Below are 16,021 nucleotides of genomic sequence, written 5' to 3' on the forward strand. Positions count from 1 at the left end.
AGGAGGGCGTATTTGTGAGTTATCAAGCTTTATATCGAGTGTTCAGACCTCAAGTTTTTGAGGATGTTGTTGGACAAGAACACATCACAAAAACGTTGCAAAATGCCCTTTTGCAGAAAAAGTTTTCTCATGCTTACTTATTTTCAGGTCCTAGAGGAACAGGTAAAACAAGTGCTGCCAAAATCTTTGCTAAGGCAGTGAACTGTGAAAAGTCACCTGTTAGCGAGCCGTGTAATGAATGTGATGCCTGTAAAGGGATTACAAACGGTTCAATTTCAGACGTGATTGAAATAGATGCTGCCTCGAATAACGGGGTAGATGAAATCCGGGATATACGTGATAAAGTGAAATTTGCTCCTTCGGCGGTTACATATAAGGTTTATATTATAGATGAAGTACATATGCTCTCTATCGGTGCATTTAATGCTCTCCTTAAAACGCTGGAAGAACCGCCTGCTCATTGTATCTTTATTTTGGCTACCACAGAGCCCCATAAGATTCCTCTTACCATCATATCTCGTTGTCAGCGATTTGATTTTAAACGAATCACGAGTAAAGATATTGTTGGAAGAATGGAGAAAATTGTAGATGCAGAAGGCCTTGACGTACAGGAGGGTTCGCTCGAGATTATTGCTAGTGCAGCTGATGGCGGTATGCGTGATGCACTAAGTCTCTTGGATCAAGCGATCTCATTTAGTGGTGAACAATTGACAATTGATGATGCGCTGCTCATTACAGGTGCTGTATCTCAGCATTTCATTAGTCAGCTTGCTGAAGCAATTTTTGATCAAAATATTGCCACAGCGTTAGATACATTAAATGAATTGCTCCAGCAGGGGAAAGATGCTGCTAAATTAATAGAGGATATGATTTTTTACTTTAGAGATATGCTGCTTTATAAAACGGCACCAAATCTCGAGGGGGTCCTTGAAAAGGTAAAGGTCGACGAAAGTTTCGTGGCGCTGTCAGATCGTGTGACACCTCAGTTTCTGTATGAAACCATTGAAGTCCTGAATAAAAGCCACCAAGAAATGAAATGGACAAATCATCCAAGGATTTTCTTTGAGGTAGCTGTTGTAAAGCTGTGTCAGTCAACAGCAGGATTGACACAAGGCCATGCTGACGCTGATTTAACGGCGCTAACAGATAAAATAAACAGGCTGGAACAGGAACTATCGAGGCTAAGAGCCGAAGGTGTACCAATGTCTCCATCTCATAGCCCTCAAGAAAAAAAGGAAGCGCCTCGACCACAAACGAGTAACAAAAATGGCTATCGTGCTCCTGTCGGCCGAATTCATGAGATTCTAAAAGAAGCGAAACGGACTGAGTTAGAAAAAATTAAAGGCAAATGGGGAGAGCTTCTTGCCCAGTTGAAACAGCAGAATAAGGTGTCTCACGCTGCGTTATTAACGGACAGTGAGCCAGTTGCGGCTGCTTCGCATGCCTTTGTTTTAAAATTCAAATTTGAAATACATTGTAAAATGGTTGCTGAAGATAAAAGCGGTGTTCGGACCAATCTTGAACAACTGCTAGAGTCTATGTTAGGAAAAAGAGTGGAATTAGTTGGCGTTCCTGACGCTCAATGGGGTAAAATAAGAGAAGAATTTTTAAGAGATCATCAGCCGGATGAACAAGCAGATGGTCAGGGAACTTCTACTGAAGAGGATCCATTGATTGCGGAAGCAAAAAAATTAGTAGGAACTGATTTAATTGAAATTAAAGATTAATAAAAATGAAAGAGAGTGGTGTTCATATGCGCGGTGGAATGGGAAATATGCAAAAAATGATGAAACAAATGCAAAAAATGCAAAAGGATATGGCGAAGGCTCAAGAAGAGCTAGCAGAAAAAGTTCTTGAAGGTACAGCTGGTGGCGGTATGGTCACTGTCAAAGTAAATGGACAAAAAGAAGTCGTTGATGTAGCAATTAATGAAGAAGTTGTTGATCCAGAAGATATCGATATGCTTCAAGATCTTGTACTTGCTGCGACAAACGATGCATTGAAAAAAGTCGATGAGCTAACGAATGAAACGATGGGTCAATTCACAAAAGGAATGAACATGCCAGGTTTATTCTAGGAGGAATAACTGAAGATGCAATATCCTGAACCAATATCAAAGCTGATTGACAGCTTTATGAAATTGCCAGGAATCGGACCGAAAACTGCGGTCCGTCTGGCTTTTTTTGTTCTTAGTATGCAGGAAGATGTCGTACTAGATTTTGCTAAGGCGCTTGTAAATGCAAAGCGTAATTTAACTTATTGTTCGGTATGCGGTCATATCACAGACCAAGATCCTTGCTATATTTGTGAAGATACAAGAAGAGATCAATCTGTTATCTGTGTAGTGCAGGATCCAAAAGATGTAATCGCAATGGAAAAAATGAAAGAATACAACGGCTTATATCATGTGCTTCATGGTGCCATTTCGCCAATGGACGGAATTGGCCCAGAGGATATTAAAATTCCTGACCTATTAAAAAGATTGCAAGACGATCAAGTGACAGAGGTGATCCTTGCAACCAATCCAAACATTGAAGGAGAAGCAACAGCCATGTATATCTCCAGATTGTTAAAACCATCAGGAATTAAACTCTCTCGCATTGCTCACGGACTTCCAGTAGGCGGGGATTTAGAGTATGCGGATGAAGTTACACTGTCTAAGGCTCTAGAAGGCAGACGTGAGATGTAGGAAGGAGAAGTACGGTACATGGGTTTTCTTCGCAGAAAATCAATTCGAAAAGAATTCGATGAGAAATTAATTCAACAGCTTTTTAAGCAAAAGGAAGAATGGAACAGACAAAAAAAGCTTGTCGCAAATAGCGTTGAGCCTTCACCGGACATTCTATTCGAATTAAAGCTTGCTCAAGCGAAGTACTTTTTCTATCTGAGAGAAGCGAAAAAGAGGAATTTACGTTTAAACAACTGGAAATAGCAGGTCTATTATACATAGTCCTCTCATATGCTTGTACTATTCATATGAAGAGGAGATGAGAGGATTATGGAACCTGTTATTGTGATCGGGTCAATTTTGCTAGCTGTGCTATTGTTGTTTATGTCAGGTGTGCAGGCGAATCCATTCAAATGGTTAGGGCTTATCGGAGTGAAGTTTATAGCAGGTGCTCTTTTTTTATTTTGCCTCAACCTATTTGGCGAGAGTCTAGGATTACATGTCTCTATTAACCCTGTAACGAGTGGAATTAGTGGTTTATTGGGTATTCCGGGCGTAGCAGCTTTAATCGTTATTGAAAAGTTTATTATTTAATGAAAAATATTATTGACTTTGATTCGATAGGGTGGTAAATTAATATACGTCGCTGATGACGAAGAAACGAAAAAACATAACAATAAAAAAGTTGTTGACACTAACAACTTGGATGTGATAAGATGTTCTAGTCGCTTCTGAAGCGGTAAACAAGTTCTTTGAAAACTAAACAAGACAAAACGTACCTGTTAATTCGAGTTTTTTATAAAAAATCCTATGATACTTCATAGGTAGTCAGTCAAACTGGCGAGGCAGGAAATGATCACATGCTAAGTTCGCTACATCGTGTAGCAACGCATGTGTGATATGCATCCTGCATACCTCGGAGAGTTTGATCCTGGCTCAGGACGAACGCTGGCGGCGTGCCTAATACATGCAAGTCGAGCGGACAGAAGGGAGCTTGCTCCCGGATGTTAGCGGCGGACGGGTGAGTAACACGTGGGTAACCTGCCTGTAAGACTGGGATAACTCCGGGAAACCGGAGCTAATACCGGATAGTTCCTTGAACCGCATGGTTCAAGGATGAAAGACGGTTTCGGCTGTCACTTACAGATGGACCCGCGGCGCATTAGCTAGTTGGTGGGGTAATGGCTCACCAAGGCGACGATGCGTAGCCGACCTGAGAGGGTGATCGGCCACACTGGGACTGAGACACGGCCCAGACTCCTACGGGAGGCAGCAGTAGGGAATCTTCCGCAATGGACGAAAGTCTGACGGAGCAACGCCGCGTGAGTGATGAAGGTTTTCGGATCGTAAAGCTCTGTTGTTAGGGAAGAACAAGTGCGAGAGTAACTGCTCGCACCTTGACGGTACCTAACCAGAAAGCCACGGCTAACTACGTGCCAGCAGCCGCGGTAATACGTAGGTGGCAAGCGTTGTCCGGAATTATTGGGCGTAAAGGGCTCGCAGGCGGTTTCTTAAGTCTGATGTGAAAGCCCCCGGCTCAACCGGGGAGGGTCATTGGAAACTGGGAAACTTGAGTGCAGAAGAGGAGAGTGGAATTCCACGTGTAGCGGTGAAATGCGTAGAGATGTGGAGGAACACCAGTGGCGAAGGCGACTCTCTGGTCTGTAACTGACGCTGAGGAGCGAAAGCGTGGGGAGCGAACAGGATTAGATACCCTGGTAGTCCACGCCGTAAACGATGAGTGCTAAGTGTTAGGGGGTTTCCGCCCCTTAGTGCTGCAGCTAACGCATTAAGCACTCCGCCTGGGGAGTACGGTCGCAAGACTGAAACTCAAAGGAATTGACGGGGGCCCGCACAAGCGGTGGAGCATGTGGTTTAATTCGAAGCAACGCGAAGAACCTTACCAGGTCTTGACATCCTCTGACAACCCTAGAGATAGGGCTTTCCCTTCGGGGACAGAGTGACAGGTGGTGCATGGTTGTCGTCAGCTCGTGTCGTGAGATGTTGGGTTAAGTCCCGCAACGAGCGCAACCCTTGATCTTAGTTGCCAGCATTCAGTTGGGCACTCTAAGGTGACTGCCGGTGACAAACCGGAGGAAGGTGGGGATGACGTCAAATCATCATGCCCCTTATGACCTGGGCTACACACGTGCTACAATGGACAGAACAAAGGGCTGCAAGACCGCAAGGTTTAGCCAATCCCATAAATCTGTTCTCAGTTCGGATCGCAGTCTGCAACTCGACTGCGTGAAGCTGGAATCGCTAGTAATCGCGGATCAGCATGCCGCGGTGAATACGTTCCCGGGCCTTGTACACACCGCCCGTCACACCACGAGAGTTTGCAACACCCGAAGTCGGTGAGGTAACCTTTATGGAGCCAGCCGCCGAAGGTGGGGCAGATGATTGGGGTGAAGTCGTAACAAGGTAGCCGTATCGGAAGGTGCGGCTGGATCACCTCCTTTCTAAGGATATATGGAGCAGCGTGCGTTTTCGTCTTGTTTAGTTTTGAAGGAACTTGCAAAAGATCCTACAACATCATATCTTCGATATGAAAGATGGGCCTGTAGCTCAGCTGGTTAGAGCGCACGCCTGATAAGCGTGAGGTCGGTGGTTCGAGTCCACTCAGGCCCACCATCTTCTATTAAATCGGGGCCTTAGCTCAGCTGGGAGAGCGCCTGCCTTGCACGCAGGAGGTCAGCGGTTCGATCCCGCTAGGCTCCACCAACGTGTTCTTTGAAAACTAGATAACAATAAGTAATACATTCACATTGAATGCAATGCAAAGTTCATCACACATAGTGATTCTTTCTAAAGTAAGAAATGGTTAAGTTAGAAAGGGCGCACGGTGGATGCCTTGGCACTAGGAGCCGATGAAGGACGGGACGAACACCGATATGCTTCGGGGAGCTGTAAGCAAGCTTTGATCCGGAGATTTCCGAATGGGGAAACCCACTGCTCGTAATGGAGTAGTATCCATACTTGAATACATAGAGTATGAGAAGGCATACCCGGGGAACTGAAACATCTAAGTACCCGGAGGAAGAGAAAGCAAATGCGATTCCCTGAGTAGCGGCGAGCGAAACGGGAACAGCCCAAACCAAGAGGCTTGCCTCTTGGGGTTGTAGGACACTCTATACGGAGTTACAAAGGAACGATATAAGCGAAGAGGTCTGGAAAGGCCCGCCAAAGAAGGTAACAGCCCTGTAACTGAAATGTTGTTCTCTCCAGAGTGGATCCTGAGTACGGCGGAACACGTGAAATTCCGTCGGAATCCGGGAGGACCATCTCCCAAGGCTAAATACTCCCTAGTGACCGATAGTGAACCAGTACCGTGAGGGAAAGGTGAAAAGCACCCCGGAAGGGGAGTGAAATAGATCCTGAAACCGTGTGCCTACAAGTAGTCAGAGCCCATTAACGGGTGATGGCGTGCCTTTTGTAGAATGAACCGGCGAGTTACGATCCCGTGCAAGGTTAAGCAGAAGATGCGGAGCCGCAGCGAAAGCGAGTCTGAATAGGGCGCATGAGTACGTGGTCGTAGACCCGAAACCAGGTGATCTACCCATGTCCAGGGTGAAGTTCAGGTAACACTGAATGGAGGCCCGAACCCACGCACGTTGAAAAGTGCGGGGATGAGGTGTGGGTAGGGGTGAAATGCCAATCGAACCTGGAGATAGCTGGTTCTCTCCGAAATAGCTTTAGGGCTAGCCTCAAGGTAAGAGTCTCGGAGGTAGAGCACTGATTGGACTAGGGGCCCCTACCGGGTTACCGAATTCAGTCAAACTCCGAATGCCGATGACTTATCCTTGGGAGTCAGACTGCGAGTGATAAGATCCGTAGTCGAAAGGGAAACAGCCCAGACCGCCAGCTAAGGTCCCAAAGTATACGTTAAGTGGAAAAGGATGTGGAGTTGCTTAGACAACCAGGATGTTGGCTTAGAAGCAGCCACCATTTAAAGAGTGCGTAATAGCTCACTGGTCGAGTGACTCTGCGCCGAAAATGTACCGGGGCTAAACGTATCACCGAAGCTGCGGACTGTTCTTACGAACAGTGGTAGGAGAGCGTTCTAAGGGCTGTGAAGCCAGACCGGAAGGACTGGTGGAGCGCTTAGAAGTGAGAATGCCGGTATGAGTAGCGAAAGACGGGTGAGAATCCCGTCCACCGAATGCCTAAGGTTTCCTGAGGAAGGCTCGTCCGCTCAGGGTTAGTCGGGACCTAAGCCGAGGCCGAAAGGCGTAGGCGATGGACAACAGGTTGATATTCCTGTACCACCTCCTCACCATTTGAGCAATGGGGGGACGCAGGAGGATAGGGTAAGCGCGGTATTGGATATCCGCGTCCAAGCAGTTAGGCTGGGAAATAGGCAAATCCGTTTCCCATAAAGGCTGAGCTGTGATGGCGAGCGAAATTTAGTAGCGAAGTTCCTGATTCCACACTGCCAAGAAAAGCCTCTAGCGAGGTGAGAGGTGCCCGTACCGCAAACCGACACAGGTAGGCGAGGAGAGAATCCTAAGGTGATCGAGAGAACTCTCGTTAAGGAACTCGGCAAAATGACCCCGTAACTTCGGGAGAAGGGGTGCTTCTTAGGGTGTTAAAGCCCCGAGAAGCCGCAGTGAATAGGCCCAGGCGACTGTTTAGCAAAAACACAGGTCTCTGCGAAGCCGTAAGGCGAAGTATAGGGGCTGACGCCTGCCCGGTGCTGGAAGGTTAAGAGGAGCGCTTAGCGTAAGCGAAGGTGCGAATTGAAGCCCCAGTAAACGGCGGCCGTAACTATAACGGTCCTAAGGTAGCGAAATTCCTTGTCGGGTAAGTTCCGACCCGCACGAAAGGCGCAACGATCTGGGCACTGTCTCAACGAGAGACTCGGTGAAATTATAGTACCTGTGAAGATGCAGGTTACCCGCGACAGGACGGAAAGACCCCGTGGAGCTTTACTGCAGCCTGATATTGAATGTTGGTACAGCTTGTACAGGATAGGTAGGAGCCTTGGAAACCGGAGCGCTAGCTTCGGTGGAGGCATCGGTGGGATACTACCCTGGCTGTATTGACCTTCTAACCCGCTGCCCTTATCGGGCAGGGAGACAGTGTCAGGTGGGCAGTTTGACTGGGGCGGTCGCCTCCTAAAATGTAACGGAGGCGCCCAAAGGTTCCCTCAGAATGGTTGGAAATCATTCGCAGAGTGTAAAGGCACAAGGGAGCTTGACTGCGAGACCTACAAGTCGAGCAGGGACGAAAGTCGGGCTTAGTGATCCGGTGGTTCCGCATGGAAGGGCCATCGCTCAACGGATAAAAGCTACCCCGGGGATAACAGGCTTATCTCCCCCAAGAGTCCACATCGACGGGGAGGTTTGGCACCTCGATGTCGGCTCATCGCATCCTGGGGCTGTAGTCGGTCCCAAGGGTTGGGCTGTTCGCCCATTAAAGCGGTACGCGAGCTGGGTTCAGAACGTCGTGAGACAGTTCGGTCCCTATCCGTCGCGGGCGCAGGAAATTTGAGAGGAGCTGTCCTTAGTACGAGAGGACCGGGATGGACGCACCGCTGGTGTACCAGTTGTTCTGCCAAGGGCATCGCTGGGTAGCTATGTGCGGACGGGATAAGTGCTGAAAGCATCTAAGCATGAAGCCCCCCTCAAGATGAGATTTCCCATTCCGCAAGGAAGTAAGATCCCTGAAAGATGATCAGGTTGATAGGTCTGAGGTGGAAGCGTGGTGACACGTGGAGCTGACAGATACTAATAGATCGAGGACTTAACCTATATTCTAATGTGAAGCATGAACATTGTTATCTAGTTTTGAGAGAACATTCTCTCCATCAGGTTTGGTGGCGATAGCGAAGAGGTCACACCCGTTCCCATACCGAACACGGAAGTTAAGCTCTTCAGCGCCGATGGTAGTTGGGGGTTTCCCCCTGTGAGAGTAGGACGCCGCCAAGCTTCTATAAGGATCAGTTCCAGTCGGAACTGGTCTTTTTTGTTTTTTTAAGAAAAGGAACAAACACTCGATCTGACATGGATACATATACTAAACTACCATCTAAAACATTCTTAATTTTGTATACAATTGAAAGCGCTAGGGCATACTGAAGCTATAAGTGGAGGTGTCACAATGAGCAAAAAAGAGCGAGAAGCGATTTGTTTGATTTGTGAAGAGAAAAAAACAAAGGGAATTTATTTATATCATCAGTTTTTGTGCCGAGAATGTGAGAGAAAGTTAATTTCTACATCGACCTCGGATCCTAGCTATGCTGATTATGTTAGAAAGCTAAAAAATCTTCATACGCCGCCTTTGTATTCATAGACCATTAGATGGTCTTTTTTTATGAGCTATGGAGGATTGGGCCTGTTTTTTGGAACTTAGTTTGGACATCATCCGTAATTAATAATAAGATAAACAGAGAGCCTGATTATTCATAGGAGTCGATGAACATGAAATCAATCTTTTATACATTTATATGGGCCATCCTCTCTACTTTTTTTTCGCTTGTGATTTTAACCGTCAGTATTGGGGTTTTCCATCATCATGTTGGATTATCGATACTGTATGCGATGGTGGGGTGGGGCGTGATGTTTGCAGGGAGCAGATGGATTGCTTTCCAGTTGTTTTTAAAGAAACACGGACTGTCTCGTAGTGATTATGTATATATCAAACAGCATTTAAAAGAAGCAGGACAAAAGCTCGTACGTTTAAAGAAGGCTTTATTTGCTGTGAAGAACGTACAGACGATCAAACATAATTATGAAATTCTCCGACTTGCACGGCGAATCTATACGATTACAAAAAAAGAGCCGACCCGATTTTATGATGCACAGCGTTTTTATTTTGAAAGCTTGGATTCTGTCGTTGAACTAACTGAAAAATATGCACTATTGTATAATCAGCCTGATCGCAGTCATGAGCTGGAAATGACACTCAGTCAAACTCGAGTGACGCTGACAGAACTGCAAAAGCAATTGACGAATGATTTGCAGCAAGTATTAGGAAGAGACATAGAAGCCCTTCATATTGAGCTTGAAGTGGCAGATAAGATGATAAAGAAATAATGAAAGGAGTCAAACGTAATGAAACCAGAAGATCACATCCCAACATCATCTGCTTCCACTACAGATCTTCAGTTTCAGGTGTTTGATACCTTATCTGATGAGGAGAAACAAGAAGCCTTGCAGCGTGCTGAGCAGATCCCTGACAATCCGCAAAAGCTGCTTTTCTATGGTACACGTGTGCAGGAACGATTATTGGAACAATCACAACAAATGATGAAATATGTTGAGAAAAAAGATATCGATCAAATAGGAGACGTGCTTGAGGCCTTTTTGCACCAGCTACATGTAGTAGAACCGGAGGACTTACTGCCAAAGAAGCAGGGCTTTTTTTCGACGTTATTTCGGCGGGAGAAGCGTTCTACTCAGGAAATCATCTCGCGTTTTCAACATGCAAAATCACAGATCGAGAGATTATCAGCAAGGCTTCGTTACGCAAAAGGCGGATTAATTTCGGATCATATGTTATTAGAGCGTTTATTTGAAGAAAATCAAACTTTTTTCCAAGAGATGACACTGCAGGTTGCAGCAGTTGAAGCGAAAATGACCACTTTAGAGAAGCAGATCATATCAGAAGCGGAGCAGATTGGTAATCGGACTATAGAGGAGCAATTGATGAGTCAGGAAGTCAATGCAGAAGAATATATGGAGAGGTTGAAAGAACGGAAATATGATTTGCTGCTAAGCCGGCAAATTGCGCTGCAATGTAATGCCCAAATTCGAATGATCCAGCATACGAATCATACATTGGCCAATCACATTCAATCAACAGTTTCTGCATCTATTCCTCTATGGATTAACCAAATGTCGATTGCATTAACGCATATTCAACAGCGTGCCAATTCAGCTCTTGAGAATCGAATCCAAAAAACATATGAAAAGGTATCAAAGCAGCAGGGGGAGCTTCTTGAAGAGGCAGCTTTTGCACCTATAGATACGTTGAAAAAGGTTCAACGCCAATTAGCTGAAACCTTACAGGAAACGTTACAGGTGAAAGAGCATGGAAGCCAAGAGCGAGCCCAATTGAAAAACAGTATGTATGAGGCAGAACAGCAGCTGGCAAATCACCAGCCAATAAAGGAATGAGAATCCATCTTTCGGTTCCCTTGTATGAACGTTATAATAGACATAAGATATCGTTAAAGTGAAAAGGGTCGATTTGTTTGAAAACACCTTTATATACAGCATTAGCACAACATGCGGAAAAGAAACCTTATTCTTTCCACGTTCCAGGACATCACAATGGAGATGTCTTTTTTGATGAGGCACGGACTTATTATGACTCAATTCTTCAGCTGGATGTAACAGAACTTGAAGGGTTAGATGATCTCCATCATCCAACTGGTGTGATTCAAGAGGCTGAACATTTATTGGCAAAGCTATATGGTTCAGATCATAGCTTTTTTCTTGTGAATGGGACAACTGTCGGAAATTTAGCGATGGTGATGGCAGCCTGTCGTGCGGGAGATGAGATTTTCGTCCAGCGAAATTGTCATAAGTCTGTTTACCATGCGATTGAGCTTGCAGGAGCAACGCCTATTATGGTAGAAGCTGAGGTAGATCCACACCTGCATGTTCCAACACATGTGACGGATGAAACAGTCAAAAAAGCCATTGCCAAACATCCTAATTGCAGGGCGATCGTTTTGACTTATCCAAACTACTACGGACATGCAGCTGATTTATCAAAGCTGATTGACATGTGCCACGAAGCAGGCATGATCGTTTTAGTTGATGAGGCACATGGGGCACATTTTGTATTAGGCGGCGCTTTTCCTCCATCTGCTCTTTCCTATGGAGCTGACGTGGTGGTACAATCAGCACATAAAACCCTTCCGGCCATGACGATGGGATCCTACCTTCATCTACAGGGAGGGCGAATGGATGCCAAACGTTTGAAAACATTCCTCACGATGCTTCAAAGCAGTTCTCCATCCTATCCAATTATGGCCTCATTAGATGTGGCAAGGGCCTATGTCGAGGAGATCAAGAAAAAAGGGATTTTGGATGGAATCATGAAAGGGCTGGCAGAGCTGAAAAATGAGTTCAATCGTATACCTCAGCTTGAAGTGGTCGAGTCTGAATTGCTTTCTAACGATCCATTAAAATGTGTGATTCGATCAACAAAAGGACTGACTGGTTATGAACTAAAACGAGTACTTGAATCAGTGGAGGTTCACCCAGAGCTTGCGGACGAACATCAGGTTTTACTTGTCTTTGGTTTAGAACAGAAGAAGGATATCCCTTTTAAACGGATAGAGCAGGCCCTTAATCAAAGCAATTCATTGCTCAAAGGAAAAGATCATTTCCAAAGAGAATCGCTGGCTGATGACAACGAGGAGCATAGACAGGATATAGAAGCCGTCCCATTTGAACATGCAGCAGGACGGGTTAGTGCAGAATCGGTGATTCCATATCCACCGGGTATTCCTTTGATCGTTAAGGGAGAGCGTATTGAAATCGATCAGATTGCGGCTTTAAGCCGTTTGCTTGGACATCAGGTTCATGTTCAAGCCAGTCAGGTGATTCATCAGAGAAAATTATATGTTTATATAGAAGAGGAGACACTATGAGCGGTATGTTTATTACGTTTGAAGGGCCAGAGGGTGCTGGAAAAACGACAGTGATTCGAAAAGTGTATGAAGAAATGGAACGCCAAGGATATGCAGTGATGGCGACACGTGAGCCTGGCGGCATTGACATAGCAGAGCAGATTCGTGAAGTCATTTTAAATGAAAAAAACACAAAAATGGATGCGAAAACAGAAGCTTTGCTGTATGCAGCCGCAAGAAGGCAGCATTTGGCTGAGAAGGTAGAACCGGCATTACAGCGCGGGCAGACGGTTTTATGTGATCGTTTTGTCGATAGCTCCCTTGCTTATCAAGGCTATGCGAGAGGGCTTGGGATTGAAGAAGTAAAGTCAATTAACGACTTTGCTATCAATGGCACGATGCCGCAAATGACCATTTATTTTTCAATTACACCTGAGGAAGGGCTAAAGCGAATTGATGCCAACCAGGGAAGAGAAAAGAATCGATTAGACATGGAGACGCTGAATTTCCACCAGCTTGTCAGAGAAGGCTATGAACTGCTTATTGCACAATCGCCAGAACGATTCCGTGTAGTGGATGCGTCTCAGCCGATGCAGGCTGTCTATGAAGAAGTCCTTCAATTGATTCAGGACACATTAAAGCAAAATCAAATATGACCTAATTCCCAATCGTTGTTATAATATAGAGGAAGACATCGGCATGTCATCTGTGCCTAAAATAAAGGAGGCCAATCAAATGAAATTAATTGTTGCCGTTGTACAGGACCAAGATAGCAGCAAGTTGTTGAAAATATTGACTGAACATCATTTCGGCGTGACAAAATTAGCTTCAACTGGTGGGTTTTTAAAGTCTGGGAATACGACTTTTATTATTGGTTGTGATGATGTCCGGGTGGATAAAGCATTACAGCTTATAAAAGAAAATTGCCGTAAACGTGATCAAATGATCGCGCCTGTCTCCCCAATGGGCGGAAATGCAGATTCATACGTACCATACCCTGTTGAGGTTGAAGTTGGCGGAGCTACTGTTTTTATTCTGCCAGTTGAACAATTTCATCAATTTTAAGGATGGGTTGCTGTGAAAATTAATCAAGATATGCGGCTGCGTTTAGAAAAGCGTGAACTTCAAGCGATGAAAGGAAGCCAGACATCTGCCTCCTTTAAAGCTTCGATGGAAACGCAAAGCGGCAAACTGCGCTTAGAACAGCTGACGGTCATGCTGAGTGATATCGAAGTGTTCGGAAAAAAGCTCGCAAAGTCACGAAACCTAAAGGATTTGGCTAGGTTTAAAGGACTGGTGAAGCGCTTTGTGAAAGAGACAGTCGATAATGGACTAAATATAGAAACATCAAGGAGCTTTGACATTTATGGCAACACACGTACACTTGCTTTGGTCAAAGCCTTAGATGAAAAGCTGATTGAATTAACCGAGGAAATGATGGATCAAGAGAAACCATCTATTGATTTGCTTGAACGTATTGGAGAAATAAAAGGTTTATTGATTAACCTTTACACATAGAGAGTGATAACATGGCAATTAGCTGGGATGACATGAATGATTTGCAGCCGCGCGTCATGCGGCTGATTTTTAATAGTATTGATAAAGACCGACTTGCGCACGCCTACTTATTTGAAGGAAAAAAAGGAACCGGAAAACTGGATGCAGCGATGCTTTTGGCTAAGAGCTTTTTTTGTTTGGAATCAGGAGTGAAACCATGTGAATCCTGTCAAAACTGCAAAAGGATTGCATCAGGAAACCATCCCGATTTACATCTTGTGCAGCCCGATGGCCAATCAATTAAAAAGGCGCAAGTGCAGGCATTGCAAGAGGAATTTACAAAAGCAGGTGTAGAATCTCACCGGAAAATGTATATTATTCTTCATGCGGACAAAATGACGGTCAATGCCGCGAACAGTTTATTGAAGTTCCTAGAGGAGCCTAATCGGGAAACGATGGCGGTTTTAATCACTGAGCAATCGCATAAAATGCTGGATACGATTATTTCAAGATGTCAGATGCTCAGCTTTCAGCCGCTGCAGCCACAATCCTTAGAGCAGCAGCTTTTACAAGAAGGCGTATCTCAGCATCTCGCAAGGCTTTTGTCGAATTTAACCAATAATTTAGCAGAAGCACTCGAATTAAGTCGAAATGATCAGTTTGCAGAGTCTAGAGCGAAAGTGATAAAATTGTATGAAGTCTTACACCAGCGAAAAGAACATGCATTTTTTTATATACAGGATCAATGGATGCCTTTTTTCAAAGAGAAAGACCTTCAAGAAACAGGTCTGGATATGCTTTTATTTATATATCGTGATGTATTGTCGATTCAAATAGGAAATGAAGATAAAGTCATTTATCAAGACTTATTCCAGACAATGAAGCAGCATGCGCTGCATTCCACACAGCAGATGGTGACCAGCCAGATCCTTGCTGTATTAGAAGCGAAAAAGAGACTTCAATCCAACGTGAATGCCCAAGGGCTGATGGAGCAATTGGTGTTGATGTTGCAGGAGGGATAAGCTTGTACAACGTAATTGGTGTTCGCTTTAAAAAAGCGGGCAAAATCTATTATTTCGATCCTAATGGATTTCATATAGAAAATGATAGTTGTGTCATTGTAGAAACGGTCAGAGGGGTTGAGTACGGACAAGTGGTCATCGCCAACAAAAAAGTAGATGAACACGATGTGGTTCTCCCTCTGCGTAAAGTCATTCGTGTAGCAGACGAACGAGACCGGCTCATCGTTGAGGAAAACAAAGAAGCAGCGATGACAGCCTTTGATACATGTCTTCAGAAGGTAAGTGAACATGGGCTAGAAATGAAATTGGTTGATGTTGAATTTACATTTGACCGAAACAAGGTCATCTTCTACTTCACAGCAGATGGCAGAGTTGATTTCCGTGAGCTAGTGAAGGATCTTGCATCAATCTTCAAAACGAGAATTGAACTTCGCCAGATTGGCGTAAGAGACGAGGCAAAAATGCTTGGCGGTATTGGTCCTTGCGGGCGAATGCTTTGCTGTTCGACATTCTTAGGAGACTTTGAACCAGTGTCTATTAAGATGGCAAAGGATCAAAACCTGTCGTTAAATCCGACAAAAATTTCAGGACTATGCGGCCGTTTGATGTGCTGCTTGAAATATGAGAATGATGAGTATGAAACAGCGAAGGAACAATTACCGGATATCGGTGAAACGATTCAGACGTCTAATGGCTCTGCAAAGGTAGTAGGGCTCAATATTTTAGAACGAATTTTGCAAGTTGAATTAACCGGGCAAGAAAAAGTGATAGAATATACATGGGAAGAATTATTACAAGAAGGCGTTGTATCTGCACAAACAACTGAGTAACGAGGTGTGCCACCTTGGATAAAAAGGAACTATTTGATACGGTGATTAATTTAGAAGAACAAATCGGTTCTCTTTATCGCCAGTTAGGTGATTTGAAAAATCATATCGGTGAAGTGATTGAAGAAAATCATCAGCTGCAGATGGAGAATCAGCACTTGCGTGAACGTCTGGATCAGTCCGATCGAGACAAATCGTCTGAGGCAGAGAATGATTCTGCCCAGAAGCCAAGTCATTCTGATATAGGAGAAGGTCATGATAACCTGGCCCGGTTATATCAGGAGGGCTTCCATATTTGTAATGTACATTATGGGAGCATTCGTAAAGAGGGAGACTGTTTGTTCTGTCTGTCATTTTTAAATAAAAAATGAGAAAAGGCTTCCGCTGAATCGGGAGCCTTTTTCACAGGAAAAGAAAGGAT

The 16,021-nt window shown here is 44.7% G+C and carries 15 protein-coding genes, 2 tRNA genes and 3 rRNA genes; all 20 read left to right on the forward strand.

Annotated features, from left to right (window positions below):
• Positions 1-14: 14 nt before the first annotated feature.
• The 20 genes from dnaX (at position 15) to yabA (ending at position 15,971) form a co-directional block, all read left to right on the forward strand.
• Complete coding sequence (dnaX, locus tag MHI23_RS00140) at positions 15-1,727, forward strand: DNA polymerase III subunit gamma/tau (protein WP_342492188.1); 1,713 nt, start codon at positions 15-17, stop codon at positions 1,725-1,727.
• Positions 1,728-1,753: 26 nt separating this feature from the next.
• Positions 1,754-2,077 (forward strand): YbaB/EbfC family nucleoid-associated protein, encoded by a 324-nt coding sequence (locus tag MHI23_RS00145; RefSeq protein ID WP_008342011.1) that lies wholly within the window; start codon positions 1,754-1,756, stop codon positions 2,075-2,077.
• Between the two features lie 15 nt (positions 2,078-2,092).
• Entirely contained in the window at positions 2,093-2,689 is a 597-nt protein-coding gene (gene recR / locus MHI23_RS00150; protein ID WP_003218094.1) for a recombination protein RecR, read from the forward strand.
• An 18-nt stretch (positions 2,690-2,707) separates the two neighbouring features.
• Positions 2,708-2,932, forward strand: coding sequence for a YaaL family protein (locus MHI23_RS00155; protein ID WP_024425764.1), 225 nt, complete (start codon positions 2,708-2,710; stop codon positions 2,930-2,932).
• Positions 2,933-2,998: 66 nt separating this feature from the next.
• Positions 2,999-3,262, forward strand: coding sequence for a pro-sigmaK processing inhibitor BofA family protein (locus tag MHI23_RS00160; RefSeq protein WP_024425765.1), 264 nt, complete (start codon positions 2,999-3,001; stop codon positions 3,260-3,262).
• Positions 3,263-3,581: 319 nt separating this feature from the next.
• Positions 3,582-5,130: ribosomal RNA gene (locus tag MHI23_RS00165) — 16S ribosomal RNA — on the forward strand.
• 95 nt (positions 5,131-5,225) lie between these two features.
• Positions 5,226-5,302 (forward strand) — tRNA-Ile (locus MHI23_RS00170).
• Between the two features lie 14 nt (positions 5,303-5,316).
• Positions 5,317-5,392: transfer RNA gene (locus MHI23_RS00175), tRNA-Ala, on the forward strand.
• 98 nt (positions 5,393-5,490) lie between these two features.
• Positions 5,491-8,421: ribosomal RNA gene (locus tag MHI23_RS00180) — 23S ribosomal RNA — on the forward strand.
• 61 nt (positions 8,422-8,482) lie between these two features.
• Positions 8,483-8,598, forward strand: a 5S ribosomal RNA gene (gene rrf / locus MHI23_RS00185).
• Together the 16S, 23S and 5S rRNA genes with 2 tRNA genes alongside form the textbook arrangement of a ribosomal RNA operon.
• Positions 8,599-8,770: 172 nt before the next feature.
• Positions 8,771-8,962: a sigma factor G inhibitor Gin gene (locus tag MHI23_RS00190; protein ID WP_024425620.1), complete on the forward strand. Its 192-nt coding sequence runs from the start codon at positions 8,771-8,773 to the stop codon at positions 8,960-8,962.
• Positions 8,963-9,090: 128 nt separating this feature from the next.
• On the forward strand, positions 9,091-9,705 hold the full coding sequence (locus MHI23_RS00195) for a 5-bromo-4-chloroindolyl phosphate hydrolysis family protein (RefSeq protein ID WP_024427210.1): 615 nt from the start codon (positions 9,091-9,093) through the stop codon (positions 9,703-9,705).
• Between the two features lie 18 nt (positions 9,706-9,723).
• Positions 9,724-10,788: a toxic anion resistance protein gene (locus tag MHI23_RS00200; RefSeq protein WP_342492189.1), complete on the forward strand. Its 1,065-nt coding sequence runs from the start codon at positions 9,724-9,726 to the stop codon at positions 10,786-10,788.
• A gap of 77 nt (positions 10,789-10,865) precedes the next feature.
• Positions 10,866-12,275, forward strand: coding sequence for an aminotransferase class I/II-fold pyridoxal phosphate-dependent enzyme (locus MHI23_RS00205; RefSeq protein WP_342492190.1), 1,410 nt, complete (start codon positions 10,866-10,868; stop codon positions 12,273-12,275).
• Positions 12,272-12,910: a dTMP kinase gene (gene tmk / locus MHI23_RS00210; protein ID WP_024427207.1), complete on the forward strand. Its 639-nt coding sequence runs from the start codon at positions 12,272-12,274 to the stop codon at positions 12,908-12,910. Before MHI23_RS00205 ends, tmk begins: the two co-directional genes overlap by 4 nt.
• Before the next feature lie 79 nt (positions 12,911-12,989).
• Positions 12,990-13,319: a cyclic-di-AMP receptor gene (locus MHI23_RS00215; RefSeq protein WP_024425625.1), complete on the forward strand. Its 330-nt coding sequence runs from the start codon at positions 12,990-12,992 to the stop codon at positions 13,317-13,319.
• Between the two features lie 12 nt (positions 13,320-13,331).
• Positions 13,332-13,772, forward strand: a complete 441-nt coding sequence (locus tag MHI23_RS00220; RefSeq protein WP_024425626.1) for a YaaR family protein — start codon at positions 13,332-13,334, stop codon at positions 13,770-13,772.
• Between the two features lie 11 nt (positions 13,773-13,783).
• Complete coding sequence (gene holB, locus MHI23_RS00225; RefSeq protein WP_024425627.1) at positions 13,784-14,773, forward strand: DNA polymerase III subunit delta'; 990 nt, start codon at positions 13,784-13,786, stop codon at positions 14,771-14,773.
• Between the two features lie 2 nt (positions 14,774-14,775).
• On the forward strand, positions 14,776-15,603 hold the full coding sequence (locus MHI23_RS00230) for a stage 0 sporulation family protein (protein WP_024425628.1): 828 nt from the start codon (positions 14,776-14,778) through the stop codon (positions 15,601-15,603).
• Between the two features lie 14 nt (positions 15,604-15,617).
• Positions 15,618-15,971 (forward strand): DNA replication initiation control protein YabA, encoded by a 354-nt coding sequence (gene yabA / locus MHI23_RS00235; protein WP_024425629.1) that lies wholly within the window; start codon positions 15,618-15,620, stop codon positions 15,969-15,971.
• Positions 15,972-16,021 lie beyond the last annotated feature (50 nt).

The organism is Bacillus sp. FSL M7-0003 (assembly GCF_038628485.1).
Taxonomy (GTDB): Bacteria; Bacillota; Bacilli; order Bacillales; family Bacillaceae; genus Bacillus; species Bacillus safensis.

Bases quoted from the DNA above. Each gene is read 5' to 3' on its own strand.
- MHI23_RS00145 (WP_008342011.1), top strand. From the start codon at position 1,754: ATGCGCGGTGGAATGGGAAATATGCAAAAAATGATGAAACAAATGCAA.
- recR (WP_003218094.1), top strand. From the start codon at position 2,093: ATGCAATATCCTGAACCAATATCAAAGCTGATTGACAGCTTTATGAAA.
- MHI23_RS00155 (WP_024425764.1), top strand. From the start codon at position 2,708: ATGGGTTTTCTTCGCAGAAAATCAATTCGAAAAGAATTCGATGAGAAA.
- MHI23_RS00160 (WP_024425765.1), top strand. From the start codon at position 2,999: ATGGAACCTGTTATTGTGATCGGGTCAATTTTGCTAGCTGTGCTATTG.
- MHI23_RS00190 (WP_024425620.1), top strand. From the start codon at position 8,771: ATGAGCAAAAAAGAGCGAGAAGCGATTTGTTTGATTTGTGAAGAGAAA.
- MHI23_RS00195 (WP_024427210.1), top strand. From the start codon at position 9,091: ATGAAATCAATCTTTTATACATTTATATGGGCCATCCTCTCTACTTTT.
- MHI23_RS00200 (WP_342492189.1), top strand. From the start codon at position 9,724: ATGAAACCAGAAGATCACATCCCAACATCATCTGCTTCCACTACAGAT.
- tmk (WP_024427207.1), top strand. From the start codon at position 12,272: ATGAGCGGTATGTTTATTACGTTTGAAGGGCCAGAGGGTGCTGGAAAA.
- MHI23_RS00215 (WP_024425625.1), top strand. From the start codon at position 12,990: ATGAAATTAATTGTTGCCGTTGTACAGGACCAAGATAGCAGCAAGTTG.
- holB (WP_024425627.1), top strand. From the start codon at position 13,784: ATGGCAATTAGCTGGGATGACATGAATGATTTGCAGCCGCGCGTCATG.